Source organism: Methanofollis sp. (genome assembly GCF_028702905.1).
Taxonomy (GTDB): domain Archaea; phylum Halobacteriota; class Methanomicrobia; order Methanomicrobiales; family Methanofollaceae; genus Methanofollis.
The window spans coordinates 1-15,078 of record NZ_JAQVNX010000047.1 but is presented as its reverse complement, the minus strand read 5'-3'; the positions used below and the strand labels follow the sequence as shown (position 1 = coordinate 15,078).

The window sequence follows — 15,078 nt, the reverse complement described above, 5'->3', positions numbered from 1 at the left end:
GAGAACGTCCCGGTCGGCGAACACACGATCACCGTGAAGAAATCCGGCTACCTGGATGCCTCGACGACCGTGACCGTCGTCGATAGAGAGACAGCGACCGTCTCCCTCACCCTCCTCGAACCCTCCGGAAGCATCACGGTCACCTCCTCCCCTGACGGCGCCCGCATCATCCTCGACGGTACCGACACCGGCGAAATGACGAACGCCACCCTCACCCGCATCTCGCCGGGCGAGCACACAATCGCCCTGAACCTTGAGGGCTACCTCGATGCCGAGGAGACGGTGACCGTCGCCGTCGGCGAGACCTCGACGGTCCACGTCGCCCTCAGCAGGGCCGCGATCACCCTCCGGCCCGGCTGGAACTTCGTCTCGACGCCGAAGACCCTCGCCGGCGGTCAGGACACCATCGCCATCTTCGACGACGTGGACACCGCGGGCCACTCCGTCCTGCTGTACAACGGTACCAGCCGGTGGGAGGCGATGAGTTCACAGGAATCGTTCCAGCCCCTCGACGGCGTCTGGATCTTCGCAAACGGCACGTACACGATCCCCCTCTCCTTCGCCGGCGGATCGGTCTCCACCCCCCCGACGAAAGACCTCGACAGAGGCTGGAACGCCATCGGGTTCTCCGACACCGTCCCCGAACCCGCGGTCACCACCCTCAGGTCGGTCGAAAAGAACTGGGCGACCCTCTTTGCGTTCGACGCAAAGGCACAGGCCTACGACGTCTCCATCATCCGCGGCGCAATGGGCCGCCACGGCGACGACCGCCCCATGAACCCCATGCAGGGATACTGGCTGTACATGGACAGTCCCGACACTCTCTGCGCAATCGGAGCATGAAGGTGATGAGATGAAAACAGAGTATTGCGGCATCTTAATTCTCCTCATCGCCCTCGTCGCCGGTGTAGCGGCAGACGAGAGCGTCCCCGCTCTCCCTCACGAGTTCTGGGGGACCGTCACGATCGACGGCTCACCGGCCCCGGCCGGAACCGAGATAACCGCCATGATCGGGGGGACCGGATGCGGTTCGATCACGACGACGAAATCCGGTACATACGGCAGTTCCAGCCGGTACGACGGGAACCGCCTGCTTGTCCTTGCGAACGAAGACCAGGCCGGTGCGACGATCGCCTTCCTGGTCGACGGCAAAGAGGCCGGCCAGACAGCGACGTTCACGCCGAACGGCACGACCCGCCTCGACCTGAGCGTCGGCAGTGCCGTCACCCCCACCCCCACCCCCACCTCGTCAAACGGTGGAGGCGGCAGTGGCGGCGGCGGTTCGCCGTCGCCATCCATCACCTCAGCCGCACCGACGACATACACCGGTCAGGCGTCCCTCGCCACCTCGAAGTCAGGTGAAGTCCAGGTGTCGACGACCGTCAGGACCACCGACGGTTCAGGTTCCGTGACGATCGCCGCGGGCACGACCGCCCGTGACAGAAACGGCAAACCCCTCGGCGAAGTGTCGGTCACAACCCTCGACTCCCCCGCCCTTCCCCCGGTCCCGGCCGGGAACACCCTTGGACTCGCACTGACCTGCGGCCCCGACGGCGCCACCTTCGACCCCCCGATCACCCTCATTTTCACCCTCACAGAGGATGAATGGTCCCGCATCGCCGACACCTCGGTGCTCCACGTCGTCTGGTACAACCCGTCGACGGGGTCCTGGGAGGAGGTCGCCGCAACCGTCGACCCCGCCACCCGCACCGTCACCGCACGCGTCTCGCACTTCAGCACCTACGCCCTCGCATGGCCGTCCGTCCTGAAGGAAGTGACGGTGTCGGCAGGACAGGAGGTCGCAACCATCGCACCCCCACCCGCGGAGACACAGCAACCAACCAGCGAAGCGATCCCCTGGCCCTTCATCGGGGCAGGGTGCCTCGTCCTGCTCCTGGCCGTTGCCGGAGCGTACGCCTGGAAGAAGAGGGGATAAAACCCTCTTTTTGCCTGAAATTGGCCCTGAAGAATCACATGTGAAACGATGCCTCAGGCATTTTTCACGATACTCCTGTATCTTATTTCATGCCCGGCGATGCTCTTCTCCGCCGACGAAGAGAGTTTTAAGGCAGGCCCGATATATACCGTGTATGGCATTTCTCTCCGAAGATCCCTCGATACAGTTCTCCAGGCCGCTCTTTGCGAGCGTGCTCGGGAACACCGCACTCTCGATGGTGCCGGGCGTCTCCGGGGCCGGGCCGTCTCCTGAAAAGACGGTCTTCACCCCGATCCTGGACGCCGAACTGATCACCACCGGGTCGATCACCTCCCTGCCCCTCAAGCCGAACACCCCGACCGGGTGCCCGACGCCGGCGGTGATCACGCGGTCGATGATGGCCCTCGCCGGCATCGAACCGGTCTTCGTGAATGCCGGGATGTTCAACCCGCCGACCGTGCCCTGCATCGACGTGTACGGCGACGCGGGCGGCGACCCCAGGACGGGCGAGGCCGTGCCGAAGGCGCGGGCCCTCTTTGCCGCGGGCGAGCGGGTCGGCCGGCACCTCTCCCGGTGCGCCGACTTCCTCGTCCTCGGCGAGTGCGTCCCCGGCGGGACGACGACGGCCCTCTGCGTGCTGCGCGCCCTCGGCTACGAGGCGCGGGTATCGAGCAGTTTCATCGAGAACCCGGTGGGCCTGAAGGATGAGATCTGCCGGGCGGTGATGGAAAAGGTCGAGGCGGCCGATATCCGCGACTCCCTGGACGTCGTGCGGATCGGCGGCGACCCGATGATGCCGGTGGCCGCCGGTATTGCGAGTACCTTTATCGGCACCCTGGTCTTTGGCGGCGGCACCCAGATGCTCGCCGTCGACGCCGTCCTGAAGGGCCTCGGGAAGACGACGGTGCCCATTGCGACGACCGAGTACGTGCGCAGAGACGCCTCGGCGAATGTCGAGGCGATCGCGGACGCGATCGGCGTGAAGGCATACTTCGTCGACCCCGACTTCGGGACCATCGGCGACACCGGCATCGCCCGGTACTGCGAGGGCGAGGTGAAGGAAGGCATGGGTGCCGGCGGCGCCATGTTCCTGGCGCGGCTCATGGGCCACTCCGCGGAGGAGATCAGGTCTGCGATCCTCTCGACCACGATCTCCTTCCGCTGAAAAATGATATACCCTGACATCTCCATACCTTTTTGATGCTTCCCATTTTTGTCGTGAACAACCATGGGCAATTCAACCACCTCATCCACCGCAAACTGCGGGACCTGGAGATAGAGGTGGCGATGGTCCCGAACACCACCTCTCCGGCCGAGGTGGAGAAAGGGTGCAGGGGGATCATTCTCGGCGGCGGGCCCACGCTCGAACGCGCCGGCAACGCTGCTGCGTACCTGGACCTCGGACTGCCGGTGCTCGGCATCTGCCTCGGTCTCCATATCATCGCGACGGCACGCGGCGGCATCGTCGGGCCGGGCGCCCACGGGGGCTACGGCGGCGTCGCCGTCGACATCGCCGGGAAGAGCGAGATCCTGGCGGGCTACCCGGACCAGATCCATGTCTGGGCCTCGCACGCGGACGAGGTGAAGCAGGTCCCGGAGGGCTTCACGGTCTATGCCCGGTCAGACATCTGCCCTGTCGAGGCGATGGGGTCAGAGAAGGACCGCATCTACGGGGTCCAGTGGCACCCCGAGGTGAGTCACACCGAGAACGGCGACCTGGTCTTCCGCAACTTCGAGAGGATATGCGGGGAGTAGACGACCTCGCCGACGAGGTCATGGGGGTCGGGTTCGCCTGCACGCGGTGCGGCGCCTGCTGCACCGAGGTGTCGGGGGACTCGAATCTCGTCATCGTCTCGCCGGCTGAGGTGCGGGCGGTGGCCGGGGCGTCGGGCATCCCTGCCGACGAGGTCGCGGACCCGTACCCAGATTTTCTGGACGGCGAGGACGGCCGGCGTTTCACCTTCGACTGGTGCCTGCGGCGCGAGGGCGGACGCTGCCGCTTTCTCGACGGCGTGCGGTGTACGGTGTACGCCGCCCGCCCCTGGATCTGCCGGACCTATCCTTTTATGCTGGACGGGGACCGACTGATCGTCTCCGAGTGCCCTGGCCTCGGGCGGCCGATTGGTCGGGAGGCGGCTCTCGCCCTTGCCCGCGCCCTGCTTGAACGGCAGAGTGCCGAGGTCAGGGAGGAAGCAGGGATCAGGGCGGTCATGGAGGCCGTGCCTGTCCCTTCAGGAAGTGTTGCGGTGATTGACAGCGAAGGAGTGTGGGTCGTTCATGGGTGAGATCAAACTCGTCGGAACGGCGCATGTATCGGAGAAGAGTGTCGAGGAGGTGCGGGCGACGATCGAGGAGTTCGCACCCGATATCGTCGGGGTCGAACTCGACGCCGGGAGATATTCGGCTCTCAGGAAGGAGCAGGCGCCGCCGAAGGTCGAAGAGGTCTTGAAGGCCGGGAACTTCTCGCAGCTTCTTTTCCAGTGGACTCTGGCCTATCTCCAGCGCAAGATCGGGATGGACGTCGGGGTGGAACCGGGTGCGGAGATGGTCGCGGCCATCGAGGAGGTGGAGGGCCGCGGCCTGCCCCTGGCTCTCATCGACCGCGATATCAGGCTGACCCTGGCCAGGTTCTGGCAGGGGATGACCCTCTGGGAGAAGGTGAAGATGGTCTACGCCCTGGCGGTCTCTCTCGGCGGGACCGAGGACCAGAAAGTGGACATCGAGGCCCTGAAGAACCAGGACGTCGTCGCCGTGGCTCTGGAGGAGTTCAGGAAGTTCTCGCCGAACGGGGCGCGGGCCCTCATCGACGAGAGGGACGCGTACCTCGCCCGCCGCCTTATCGACCTCTCGCGGCGTTACGACAGGGTGATGGCGGTGATCGGCGCCGGGCACGTGCGGGGCGTGGAGCGCTACCTTGCGGCGCCCGACCTCCTCCCGTCGGACGCGGAACTCACCGCGGCGCCGAAGACGTACCCCTGGGGGAAGATCCTCGGCGGGATCGTCGTCGTGATCTTTGCCCTGCTCATCATCTCGATCGCCTTCTCGGGCGTCGGGACGGGTGTGCTCGTCTGGGCGGTCCTGTACTGGGTGCTCATCAACGGCGTCCTTGCGGCGGCCTTCACCATCGCCGCGGGCGGCCACCCCCTCTCGGCGGCGACGGCTTTTGCGGTGGCGTGGGCGACGTCCCTCAACCCCCTCGTCGCCGCCGGATGGTTTGCGGCGTTGACGGAGGCGAAGATCAGGAAGCCCTCGGCCGCGGACTTCCAGAAGATCATGGACGCCGCGAACTTCTCGGAGATGCGGAAGGTCCCGATCTTCCGGGTGGTGCTCGTCGCCGCCCTCGCCAATGTGGGCTCGACTCTCGGGACGATCGCCTACTTCGCGTTCATCTCCCCGATTCTCGGGATCGACCCGACGGTGATCATCCCGCAGGGTTTCGCAAACTTCATCGATTGGCTCGGCAGTCTCCTGCCGTTCTAACTTTTTTTTGGACGAACTTGCTATCACTCGCTTCTCCTCATGGGATGGAAGGAGCAGTCGTCTCCCTCACCGAGAGCTTGTGTTCGCCCTTCCCCGGTCCTATCGCAGGTGGGGGTCTGGGGGCGACGAGCGATAGCGAGTTCGAGAAAACCGTAGGTTTTCGAGGAGCCCCCGGTGGAAGACTTGGGGAAGGCAGTTGATCGACATCTCGCGCCGGGGGACTACGCCCCCGGCCCCCCGCTCAAGATAGGCGAGGGGATGGAAGGCTCCCTCCCCGGATCTTGTGTTCACCCTTCCCCGGCACTATCATAATTTCGGAGGGTCTGGGGGCGATAGCCCCCGGTCCAGATTGCAGGGAAGGCAGTTGATCGGCATCCCGCACCGTGGTCTTCCCCCGCCGACCGGAAGACTTCCCTCCTCGCCTCCGCCCCCCCTCCGAATCACGCTCTGCGCAAATCTTATCCTATTTCACGGCCTAGTGAGGAGCATGTATCTTGGTCCGAACCTTGGGCTTACCATCATCAGGACGCGTCACTCCATCAGGCAGTACAAGGATGAACCCATCGAGGAGAAGATCATCCAGAACGCCCTGGACTGCGCCCGTCTCGCCCCGACGGCCAGAAACGAGCAGCCGTGGCTCTTCGGCGTGGTCAGGGACAAGGAGACCCTCGCGAAGATCGCCGGTCTCGCCGACCACGGGAAGTTCATCGCCGGCGCCCAGGTCTGCTTCGCGGTCTTCGGCAAGAGGGACGCGAAATATTACCTGGAGGACTGCTCCGCGGCCACCACCCAGCTCATCCTCGGGCTGTGGGCCTATGGCATCGGCTCCTGCTGGGTCGCCGGGGAGAAGAAGGACTATGCCGAGGACGTGCGTGCGCTCCTCGGCGTCCCCGAGGAGTACTCCCTCGTCTCCCTTCTCCCGGCCGGGTACCCGAAGGAGTTGACCCTCGCCGAGAAGAAAGACCTGGACGACCTCGTCTTCCGGGAACGCTATTCCGGGAACTGAACCGCCCTCGGGGTTGTTCCCCCCGATCTTTTTTTCCCTGTCGTGCGCCCCGCCTGATTTCCGGGTTTCGTGGCCGCGGAAAACAAGAGTTATTTATCCTGCGCAAATCACCTTTACCTACATGGATAGGGGACTTTCTGGTGGCCCGACGCAGGACGAGGTGGCGGCCGTGGCGCTCTGGCACCTCGGGATTGTGCCGGGGTGCACCGTCGCCGATGTCGGGTGCGGGACCGGGAAGATCGCGGTCGCCGCCGCCCGCACGGCCGGACGGGTGATCGCGATCGACCGCCGCCCCGAGGCGGCCGCCGTCGCACGGCAGTCTGTTGCGGAGGCGGGCGCCGCGAATATCGAGGTGGTCTGCGGGGAGGCCGCGGAGGTCCTCCCGGCCGCCGGACCCCTCGGCGCCGCGTTCGTCGGGGGCTCCCGCGACCTTGAAGAGGTGCTCGGCGTCCTCGCCCGCACGGTGCGGGGCCGGATCGTCGTCGACTGCGTCCTCCTGGAGACCCTGGAAAGGGCGGTGAAGGAGATGCAGAGACTCGGCATATTCAGGGAGGCCGTCTCCCTCCAGGTCGCCCGCACCCGCCCCCTCGGCACCGGCCTGATGTTTCGACCGGCGAATCCGGTCTGGCTCGTCATCGGGGAGGTGGCCTGAGTGCTCGTCGGCGTGGGCATCGGCCCCGGCGACCCCGAACTCCTCACCGTCAAGGCGGCACGCCTGATCAGGGAGGCGGACGCCGTCTTCGTGCCGGGCAGGGTGGCGGCGACGATCATCGCCCCGTACCGCACCGACGTCGAGGTCCTCTCTTTCCCGATGACCGACGACGAAGCGTATATCTCCCGGTGCATCGAGGAGAATGCTGAGAGGATCGCCCCCCATGCGCGGGACGGCCTTGCGGTCTTCTGCATCCTCGGCGACCCGAACTTCTACGGCACCTTCTCCCGCCTGACAGAGGTGCTCGAAAGGCGCCACCCCGACGTGGCGTGCTCGACCGTGCCGGGCATCAGCGCCATCACCGCCTTCGCCTCGGTCGCGGGCGTCCATGTCGCCGGCGGCATCGGGGTGAGCGACGGGTCCGAGGAGGAGGCGCGTCTCCTCCTGAAGGTGAAGAGGCCGCAGGAGACGGCCGCCCGTCTCCGCACCGAGGGCTTCGACGACTTCGTGCTGGTCGAGAAGATGTACATGGACGGCCAGCAGGTCGTCAGGAACGACGCCCTCCCGGAGGAGAGCAGTTATTTCAGCGTCCTGTTTGCGAGGAAGAAGAGATGACGAAGACAGTGTATTTTGTCGGCGCAGGGCCGGGCGACCCGGACCTGATCACGGTGAAGGGCAACGCCCTCCTGATGCGGGCCGACGTGCTCATCTATGCGGGGTCGCTCGTGAACCCGGCGCTCGTCGCCAGGTCGCCGGCCCCGGAGAAGTACGATTCCTGGGGCATGAAGCTCCCGGAGATGGTCGGGATCATGCAGGAGGCCGCCGACGCCGGGAAGTGCGTCGTCAGGCTCCACTCGGGCGATCCCGCGCTGTACGGTGCGATCGTCGAGCAGATCGCGGACCTGGAAAAGGCCGGGATCGAGGTCGAGGTCGTCCCCGGCGTCTCGTCGATGTTCGGGGCGGCCGCCGCCCTGAAGACCCAGTTCACCCTCAGGGGCGTCTCAGAGTCGGTGATCGTCACGCGGCCCGCGGGCGCGACCCTGGAGAGCGACCAGATCGCCGAGTTCGCACGGACCGGGGCGACGCTGGTCGTCTTCCTGGGGACTGAGCACATGGAGGAGGTGCTCGCCAAGGCCGCCTGCCCGCCGGAGACCCCGGCGGCCGTCGTGTACCACGCCACCTGGCCAGACCAGATCGTGGTGCGGGGCACGGTCGCCGACATCGCGGCGAAGGCGCGGGCGGCCGGGATCGAGCGTTCGGCCCTGATCATCATCGGCGGCGTGGTCGACGCCACCAGGTCGGCCTACACCAACTCGGACCTCTACGGATGACGACGGCGGTCATCGCGCTGGAGCACTTCGAGGACGAGGCCAGGCGGCTTGCGGCGGCGATCGAGGGAGAGTTCCTCCCGTACGCCCCCGACGTCTTCGAGCGTGCCTTCGCCGGTTACGACCGGATCGTCGCCCTGATGTCGGCCGGGATCGCGGTGCGGAAGTGCGCCCCCCTCCTGGCCACCAAGTGGCGGGACCCGGCGGTCGTTGTCGTGAGTCCCGACCTCCGCTTTGCGGTCCCGGTCCTCGGCGGCCACCACGGGGCGAACGACCTCGCCCGCGAGATCGGGGCGGCGATCGGCGCCGTGCCTGTCATCTCGACGGCAACCGAGGCCCTGGGCCGCCCCTGCGTCGAAGGCGTGGCGGCCGCGACCGGCACCGTCATCGCGAACCCCCCATCCACCCTGCCGGTGAACGCCGCCATGCTCGACGGCGACGTGCCCGTCTATACGGTCGGCGGCCCGGCGATCATCGTCGCCTCCTCCGCCGTCTCCGTGCTGGTGCGGGGCGGGGAGTACGTCGTCGGCGTCGGGTGCCGGCGGGGCGTGCCGGCGGCCGCGGTCGAGGCGGCGATACGCTCGGCCCTTGCGGAGGCCGGGGTCGGGCAGGATGAGGTGCTCGTGTACGCCACGACCGAAAAGAAACGCGACGAACCGGGCCTGCGGGACGGCGTCGCCGCTCTCGGCGGCGTCCTCCTCTGCCTCCCGGACCGGACGATCAACGCCCTGACGCCCCCCTCGCCCTCGCGGGCCGGGCTCATCGGGCTTGTCGGGGTCGCCGAACCCGCCGTGCTCGCACTCGCACGCCGGGGCGAACTGGTGCTGAAAAAACATGTCTATGGGGATGTGACCGTTGCAATCGGACGATAAAACAGGAAAACTCTCCGTCGTGGGCATCGGCCCCGGCGGTATGGCGCAGATGACAGGCAGGGCCGTGGAGGCGATCAGGGAGGCGGAGTACGTTGTCGGCAACGCCTTCTATCTTGACCAGATCGCCCCCCTCCTGCCGGGGAAGCAGGTGGTCAGGAGTTCGATGGGCCGCGAGGTCGACAGGGCGAAGGCGTGCATCGACCTGGCCCGCGACCACCGGGTCGTCATAGTGAGCGGCGGCGACCCGGGTATCTACGGGATGGCGAGCATCGTCCTTGAGGTGCTGGACCGCGCCGGGGAGACGGTGGACTGGGAGGTCGTGCCGGGCGTGACCGCGTCCTGTGCCGGGGCCTCCCTCCTCGGGTCGCCCCTCTCGGGCGACCATGTCACCCTCTCCCTCTCCGACCTGCTCACCCCCTGGGAGGAGATCGAGCACCGCCTCGACCTCGCCTTCCAGATGGGCGTGCCGATCGTGCTCTACAACCCGAAGAGCCACGGACGGCCGGAGAACCTGGGCCGCGCCCTTGCGATCGCCGCCCGCCATCTCCCGCCGGAGACGCCGGTGGGCCTGGTGCGGAACGCCTACCGGGACGGCCAGGAAACGGCGACGACGACCCTCGGCGCCCTTGCCGAGGACGACGGCGCGGTGGACATGCGCACGGCCGTCTTCATCGGCGGGAAGGAGACCTTTGCGATGAAGGACGGCGGCATGCTGACGCCGCGGGGTTATGGGAGGAAGTATGTATATTGACCCGGGGGCAGACACGCCCGAAGGCTACACGATCTCGAAGACGAGCCGCGCCCTCGCACGGCAGGTGATAGGCGATCGGACGCCTGAGGACAGGATCAGGCAGAGGTGCGCGATCTCGGTCGGCGACTTCGTGATGGCCGACCTGGTGCGGTTCAGGGGCGACGCCATCTCTGCCGGGCTTGCGGCCCTCGCCCGCGGCGCCCCGATCGTCACCGACATCCACATGGTGCAGATGGGGATCCGGAAGAAGGAGCACTCGTCCGAGGTGCTCTGCGCCCTGGACTTCGGCCGGGATATCTCCGCGGAGCGGGGGATCACCCGCTCCTCCGCGGGCCTCATCGCATTGCGCGACCGCCTGGACGGCGCGATCGTCGTGATCGGCAACGCCCCTTCGTCCCTCCTCTCCCTCTGCACGATGGTGCGGGAGGAGGGCGTGCGGCCGGCCCTGGTCATCGGGATGGCCGTCGGCTTCGTGAATGCCGCGGAGTCGAAGGAGGAACTGCGCACCCTCGACATCCCCTCGATCTCGACGCAGGGGACGCGGGGCGGGACGCCGCCCGCGGTGGCGGCGATGAACGAGATCGTCACGATGTATGTGGAGCAGAAAGGTGGGGAGTGAGAGGGTCGTCGACCCGGTGACCGGGTACGCCTATCCGGACGAGTGGGTGGCGAGGTGCGAGGACCCTGCAACCCGTGCCCTCGCCGCGTCGGGCCTCGGCGTGCTGACTGCCGACGGCCGGGTGCTCAGGCGAGGCTTCACGACCGGGACGACGGCCGCGGCCGCGGCGAAGGCGGCGGTCCTCTCCCTCGGGCGGCCGGTGGACGGGGTCGCCATCACTCTCCCCTGCGGCCTCAGGGTCGCGGTGCCCGCCCGCGGCGAGGGGGGCCGGGGCGAGGCGAGAAAGGACTCCGGCGACTACCCCTCCGACGTCACCGCGGGCCTCCTCTTCGTGGCGACGGCCGGCCCCGCCCCCGCGGGCGTCGAGGTCGTCGCCGGCGAGGGTATTGGGAGGTTCGTCCGCGACACCCCCCGGTACCGTGCCGGGGACGCGGCGGTCAGCCAGACGGCCATGGCGTCGATCGAGAGGGCGGCCGACGAGGCCAGGGAGGAGGTCGGCCGTGCCGGGGTGCGTGTCGTCCTCGCCATCCCCGAGGGTGCGGCTGTCGCACACAAGACCCTCAACCCCCGCATCGGCGTCGATGGCGGGGTCTCTGTCCTGGGCTCGACCGGCCTGGTGGAACCCTGGGACGACCACCTCTCCGAGTCCGCCTTCGAGAGGGTCCGGGGTGCCGAGCGGGTGGTGCTGACGACAGGCCGGATCGGCCTCCGGTACTCCCGCCTCCTCTTCCCCTCCCACGAGGCCGTGCTCGTCGGCGTGAACCTGGGCCGGGCCCTCGACGAGGTGCGGGGCGAGGCGGTGATCTGCGGCCTGCCCGGCCTTGTCCTGAAGTTCATCGACCCCGACGTCCTCACGGGAACCGGGTGCGCCACGGTGGAGGACCTGACCGCGACCCCGGCCTGGCCCGGCGTTCTCGAACGGGCCTTCGCACGCTCCCGCCAGGAGCACCCCGGCGTGCGGGTCGTCGTGGTGGACAGGGCCGGAACGGTCCTGGGGGACTCGGCATGAAGGTCGTCGGCGTGGGCTGCGGCCCGGGCATGCTCACCGGGGAGGCGGCCCGCGTCATTGCGGCCGCCGCCCTCGTCTATGGCTCGGCCCGTGCGATCGCCCTCGCCCGCCCGCATATCCGCGACGGGTGCGAGGTGCACGAGATCGACGACTACAAAGCCCTCCGCTCCCTCCCGGCCGACGCGGTCGTCCTCTCGACAGGCGACCCGATGCTCGCGGGCCTCGGCTATCTCGGCGGCGAGGTGGTGCCCGGCATCTCCTCGATGCAGGTCGCCTTCGCCCGCCTCGGCGTCTCCCAGGTCAGGGGCGTCGTCGTGAACGCCCACGGCAAGGACCACGCGGCGGCAATCGCCCTCGCGGTCGAGGAGATCGGCCGCGGCCGGGTCGTCTTCCTCATCGCCGACCCGGCGTTCTCGGTCCCCGACCTCGCCGCGGCGCTGGACGGCGAGGTGCGTATCGCCGTCTGCGAGGACCTCGGCTACCCTGAGGAGCGGATCGATGTCGGCACGGCGGCCGCCCCGCCGGTGCCGGTGTCCGGCCTCTTCGTCGTGGTCGCGGGGTTCTGAGCCGCGAAAAGGACGGGGCCTCCTGGCCCTGAAAAATTCTTTTTTTCGTCGCCGTCTTCACGACCTGTTGCCGGGCGGTCAATACCCCCCCTCTCGATTCGACTTTCGCTCTTTCGGCCCACTTACCTCCCTCTTTTATCCTCTCTCCCCCACCTTCTCCCCGGTGCGGCGTCGCCCGGATCGATGCGGCGGCCCGCACAGGAGGACTGAAAAACATGCAAGAGATCTCAGGATGTCCCGGGTCCGCGGATCAGGGACTGTACGGCTGGACGACGACAAACTGCAAAGAGGGAGAGAAATGCCGGGCGATGACAGGATAGACGGCAGCCTTCATGACTCCCCGTGCGCCAACACCGGATCCAGGAAGACCGCCATCACCACGTCGGCGTCCTCGGTATTAAGCGCATCGAATGGTGTCCACACCACCGGCCCGGTACCCCTGTACCTCATCGCCCCTACCGTCATGGCCGAGGTGAAGAGGCTCGGCGGCGTGGTCAGCGAGGTGCACGTGACGCGGGGCGGCCGGCACATGTACGGGATCGCGGTGGTGGTGCGGGAATGAGTGCCACTCTCCGTCTCGGGTCCGACGACGCCGTCTACCTGCTCGTCGGCCGCGAACGTTACCGGATCGCCGCGGCTGACCTGCGTGACCTGATCTTTCACGGCCACGCGGTGCCGGTGACGCGGGAGGGCCCGGCGATCGTGGGCCACGCGGCTGTGAACCCTGCCGGCCGTGCGGTGAAGGTCTTCACCGTCTCCGGCCACTTCATCGTGCCGCTCGTCTCCTTCCGCCGCGTCGCCACGGGCGAGGCCCGTTCGGCCCCGCTGTTTCCCCTGGTGCCGGAGGGGTGGGGATGATCCCCGCGGCACTTGCCGCCCTCTTCCCCGACGGCGGTGTCGTCGAGGTGCGGGCCCTCGCGGACTATGCGACGCACTCGGGCTACTTCGACGACTTTGCGAAACTCGCCGCGTGTGCGGAGGCCCTGGACGCCGACCCTGAGGTCCGCGGGATCTATGTCACCCTGAACGAGGTGAACCCGGCCCTCCTGGCCAGGCGGGCGAACAGGGTGAAGATGCGTCTCTCGCGGAGCGACGCAACCACCGCGGACGCCGACATCCTCCGCCGCCGCTGGTTGCCCGTCGACCTCGACCCTGTCCGGCCGAGCGGGGTGTCCTCGACCGAGGAGGAGCACGCCGCGGCGCTCAGGCGGGCGGACGCGATCGCCCTCTGGCTCGACGAGCAGGGGTTCCCCCATCCGATCCGCGCCGACTCAGGGAACGGGGCCCACCTCCTCTACGCGATCGACCTTCCGAACGACGACGGGGGACTCGTGAAGGGCGTGCTCGCCACCCTCGACGCGTTGTTCTCCGACGAAAAAGTTACCGTGGACACGGCGAACTTCAACGCCGCCCGGATCTGGAAACTCTACGGCACCTGCTCGCGGAAGGGGGACACCACTCGCGAGAGGCCGCACCGGCGGGCGCGGGTGCTCTCGGCGCCTGAGGAGAGAACGATCGTCCCGGCCGACCTGCTCAAGCAGATCGCCACCCGCCTCCCCGTCGAGGCCCCCCCGGCGCCGACGGGCGGGACGATCGACCTCGCCGCGTGGCTTTCGGAGCACGGCCTCGGCGTGCGGAGCACCCGGCCCTGGCAGGGCGGCACCCTCCACGTCCTCGCCGACTGCCCCTTCTCGACCGCCCACCGCGACGGCGCCTTCGCCGTGCAGTTCCCCTCGGGAGCGGTCTATGCCGGCTGCCACCACGCCTCCTGCGGCGGCGGGAGGCAGCGGTGGCCCGAGTTGCGGGCCATGCACGAGCCGAAAAAACAGAGGAGGAGGAGGGAGGAGGTGCCGCCCCCTCCCCGGCCGGCGCCCGACCCCGCCTACCGCGAGACGGCCCTCGCCATCCTCACCCACGGCGACCCGATCGCCTTCCTCCTCGACACCTTCACCAGGGAGCACGTCGGCGACCGCACCGTCGCCGAGTGTCTGGTGATGTCCCTCGCCTCGCAGTCTGTCGAGAACACGAACGGGTTGCACGTCTCGGTGTCGGGGAACTCGGGCAAGGGCAAGAGCCACGCCTGCACCACCATGCTCCGGCAGGTCCCCGAGGCCTACCGCCTCGCCGGGACCGTCTCGAACAAGGCGCTCTACTACAACGACTCCCTCAGGCCGAGCACCGTCTTCCTCTTCGACGATGTGTCTTTATCCGATGACCTCCAGGAGGTCCTGAAGGCCGCCACCGCGAACTTCAGGGAGAGGATCGAGCACCACACCGTCTCCCCGGACAGAAAACTCCAGGTCTGCCGGATCCCGGAGAGGTGCGTCTGGTGGCTCGCCCGCGTGGAAGATCCGGGCGACGACCAGGTGATGAACCGGATGCTCACCGTCTGGATCGACGACTCCGTCGAGCAGGACGAGAAGGTGCTCAGGTACATGAAAGAGAAGGAAGCGCAGGAGGACGACGGCGACGACGAGGACCCGGACCTTCCCGTCTGCCGGGCGATCTGGGAGGTGTTGAAGGAGGAGAGGCTCCACGTCTCCATCCCGTACGCGGAGGCGGTGCACTTCTCGGCCACGACGAACCGCCGGAACCCCGGCATGCTCTTCGACCTGATCAAGGCCTGTGCCCTCCTCCACCGCTTCCAGAGGGAGGCGTACGACGGCGGCATTCGGGCCGACAGGTCTGACTTCGCCGCCGCGGCCCGGATCTACGCCGCGATCAACGGCGAGGCCGGCGGGCAGGAGACGAAGCTGACGAAGAACGAGGCGGCGGCGATCAAGACAGTCGAGGCGATGGGGTGGAGCATGTTCACGGTCCGCATGCTCCAGGACGTCCTGGGGCTGTCGTACCACCAGA

At 67.8% G+C, this 15,078-nt stretch carries 18 protein-coding genes; all 18 read left to right on the top strand.

From position 1 onward, the window contains the following. On the top strand, positions 1-843 hold an 843-nt coding region (locus PHP59_RS07190), incomplete at its 5' end, for a PEGA domain-containing protein (protein ID WP_300165499.1). Between the two features lie 10 nt (positions 844-853). Further along, a complete protein-coding gene (locus PHP59_RS07185; protein ID WP_300165497.1) occupies positions 854-1,936 on the top strand; it encodes a hypothetical protein in 1,083 nt (360 codons plus the stop codon). 154 nt (positions 1,937-2,090) lie between these two features. Next, positions 2,091-3,101: a nicotinate mononucleotide-dependent phosphoribosyltransferase CobT gene (gene cobT, locus PHP59_RS07180; protein ID WP_300165495.1), complete on the top strand. Its 1,011-nt coding sequence runs from the start codon at positions 2,091-2,093 to the stop codon at positions 3,099-3,101. Between the two features lie 35 nt (positions 3,102-3,136). Further along, on the top strand, positions 3,137-3,691 hold the full coding sequence (locus PHP59_RS07175) for a GMP synthase subunit A (protein ID WP_300165493.1): 555 nt from the start codon (positions 3,137-3,139) through the stop codon (positions 3,689-3,691). Further along, positions 3,679-4,221, top strand: coding sequence for a YkgJ family cysteine cluster protein (locus PHP59_RS07170; RefSeq protein WP_300165492.1), 543 nt, complete (start codon positions 3,679-3,681; stop codon positions 4,219-4,221). The genes PHP59_RS07175 and PHP59_RS07170 overlap by 13 nt, the downstream gene beginning before the upstream one ends. Then, entirely contained in the window at positions 4,214-5,416 is a 1,203-nt protein-coding gene (locus tag PHP59_RS07165; RefSeq protein WP_300165490.1) for a TraB/GumN family protein, read from the top strand. Before PHP59_RS07170 ends, PHP59_RS07165 begins: the two co-directional genes overlap by 8 nt. Positions 5,417-5,903: 487 nt before the next feature. Further along, positions 5,904-6,422 carry a nitroreductase family protein gene (locus tag PHP59_RS07160; RefSeq protein ID WP_300165488.1) on the top strand — a complete coding sequence of 173 codons (519 nt, stop codon included), beginning with the start codon at positions 5,904-5,906 and terminating at the stop codon, positions 6,420-6,422. Positions 6,423-6,543: 121 nt separating this feature from the next. Beyond that, a complete protein-coding gene (locus tag PHP59_RS07155; RefSeq protein ID WP_300165486.1) occupies positions 6,544-7,074 on the top strand; it encodes a methyltransferase domain-containing protein in 531 nt (176 codons plus the stop codon). Continuing rightward, a complete protein-coding gene (locus PHP59_RS07150) occupies positions 7,075-7,689 on the top strand; it encodes a cobalt-factor II C(20)-methyltransferase (RefSeq protein ID WP_300165484.1) in 615 nt (204 codons plus the stop codon). Continuing rightward, positions 7,686-8,405 carry a precorrin-4 C(11)-methyltransferase gene (gene cobM, locus PHP59_RS07145; RefSeq protein ID WP_067052075.1) on the top strand — a complete coding sequence of 240 codons (720 nt, stop codon included), beginning with the start codon at positions 7,686-7,688 and terminating at the stop codon, positions 8,403-8,405. The genes PHP59_RS07150 and cobM overlap by 4 nt, the downstream gene beginning before the upstream one ends. Next, a complete protein-coding gene (cbiG, locus tag PHP59_RS07140) occupies positions 8,402-9,274 on the top strand; it encodes a cobalt-precorrin 5A hydrolase (RefSeq protein WP_300165481.1) in 873 nt (290 codons plus the stop codon). The genes cobM and cbiG overlap by 4 nt, the downstream gene beginning before the upstream one ends. After that, positions 9,258-10,025: a precorrin-3B C(17)-methyltransferase gene (gene cobJ, locus PHP59_RS07135; protein ID WP_300165479.1), complete on the top strand. Its 768-nt coding sequence runs from the start codon at positions 9,258-9,260 to the stop codon at positions 10,023-10,025. The genes cbiG and cobJ overlap by 17 nt, the downstream gene beginning before the upstream one ends. Beyond that, on the top strand, positions 10,015-10,644 hold the full coding sequence (locus PHP59_RS07130; RefSeq protein WP_300165477.1) for a precorrin-8X methylmutase: 630 nt from the start codon (positions 10,015-10,017) through the stop codon (positions 10,642-10,644). Before cobJ ends, PHP59_RS07130 begins: the two co-directional genes overlap by 11 nt. After that, entirely contained in the window at positions 10,634-11,653 is a 1,020-nt protein-coding gene (locus tag PHP59_RS07125) for a cobalt-precorrin-5B (C(1))-methyltransferase (RefSeq protein WP_300165475.1), read from the top strand. The genes PHP59_RS07130 and PHP59_RS07125 overlap by 11 nt, the downstream gene beginning before the upstream one ends. Next, positions 11,650-12,219 carry a cobalt-precorrin-7 (C(5))-methyltransferase gene (locus tag PHP59_RS07120; RefSeq protein ID WP_300165473.1) on the top strand — a complete coding sequence of 190 codons (570 nt, stop codon included), beginning with the start codon at positions 11,650-11,652 and terminating at the stop codon, positions 12,217-12,219. Before PHP59_RS07125 ends, PHP59_RS07120 begins: the two co-directional genes overlap by 4 nt. 232 nt (positions 12,220-12,451) lie before the next feature. Continuing rightward, entirely contained in the window at positions 12,452-12,781 is a 330-nt protein-coding gene (locus PHP59_RS07115) for a hypothetical protein (RefSeq protein ID WP_300165471.1), read from the top strand. After that, entirely contained in the window at positions 12,778-13,077 is a 300-nt protein-coding gene (locus PHP59_RS07110) for a hypothetical protein (protein ID WP_300165469.1), read from the top strand. The genes PHP59_RS07115 and PHP59_RS07110 overlap by 4 nt, the downstream gene beginning before the upstream one ends. Further along, positions 13,074-15,078: hypothetical protein (locus PHP59_RS07105; protein WP_300165467.1), on the top strand; the 2,005-nt coding region annotated here is incomplete at its 3' end. The genes PHP59_RS07110 and PHP59_RS07105, both read left to right, overlap by 4 nt.

Coding starts and splice junctions, on each gene's coding strand:
- PHP59_RS07185 (WP_300165497.1), top strand. CDS start 854: ATGAAAACAGAGTATTGCGGCATCTTAATTCTCCTCATCGCCCTCGTC.
- cobT (WP_300165495.1), top strand. CDS start 2,091: ATGGCATTTCTCTCCGAAGATCCCTCGATACAGTTCTCCAGGCCGCTC.
- PHP59_RS07175 (WP_300165493.1), top strand. CDS start 3,137: ATGCTTCCCATTTTTGTCGTGAACAACCATGGGCAATTCAACCACCTC.
- PHP59_RS07170 (WP_300165492.1), top strand. CDS start 3,679: ATGCGGGGAGTAGACGACCTCGCCGACGAGGTCATGGGGGTCGGGTTC.
- PHP59_RS07165 (WP_300165490.1), top strand. CDS start 4,214: ATGGGTGAGATCAAACTCGTCGGAACGGCGCATGTATCGGAGAAGAGT.
- PHP59_RS07160 (WP_300165488.1), top strand. CDS start 5,904: ATGTATCTTGGTCCGAACCTTGGGCTTACCATCATCAGGACGCGTCAC.
- PHP59_RS07155 (WP_300165486.1), top strand. CDS start 6,544: ATGGATAGGGGACTTTCTGGTGGCCCGACGCAGGACGAGGTGGCGGCC.
- cobM (WP_067052075.1), top strand. CDS start 7,686: ATGACGAAGACAGTGTATTTTGTCGGCGCAGGGCCGGGCGACCCGGAC.
- cbiG (WP_300165481.1), top strand. CDS start 8,402: ATGACGACGGCGGTCATCGCGCTGGAGCACTTCGAGGACGAGGCCAGG.
- PHP59_RS07130 (WP_300165477.1), top strand. CDS start 10,015: ATGTATATTGACCCGGGGGCAGACACGCCCGAAGGCTACACGATCTCG.
- PHP59_RS07120 (WP_300165473.1), top strand. CDS start 11,650: ATGAAGGTCGTCGGCGTGGGCTGCGGCCCGGGCATGCTCACCGGGGAG.
- PHP59_RS07115 (WP_300165471.1), top strand. CDS start 12,452: ATGTCCCGGGTCCGCGGATCAGGGACTGTACGGCTGGACGACGACAAA.
- PHP59_RS07110 (WP_300165469.1), top strand. CDS start 12,778: ATGAGTGCCACTCTCCGTCTCGGGTCCGACGACGCCGTCTACCTGCTC.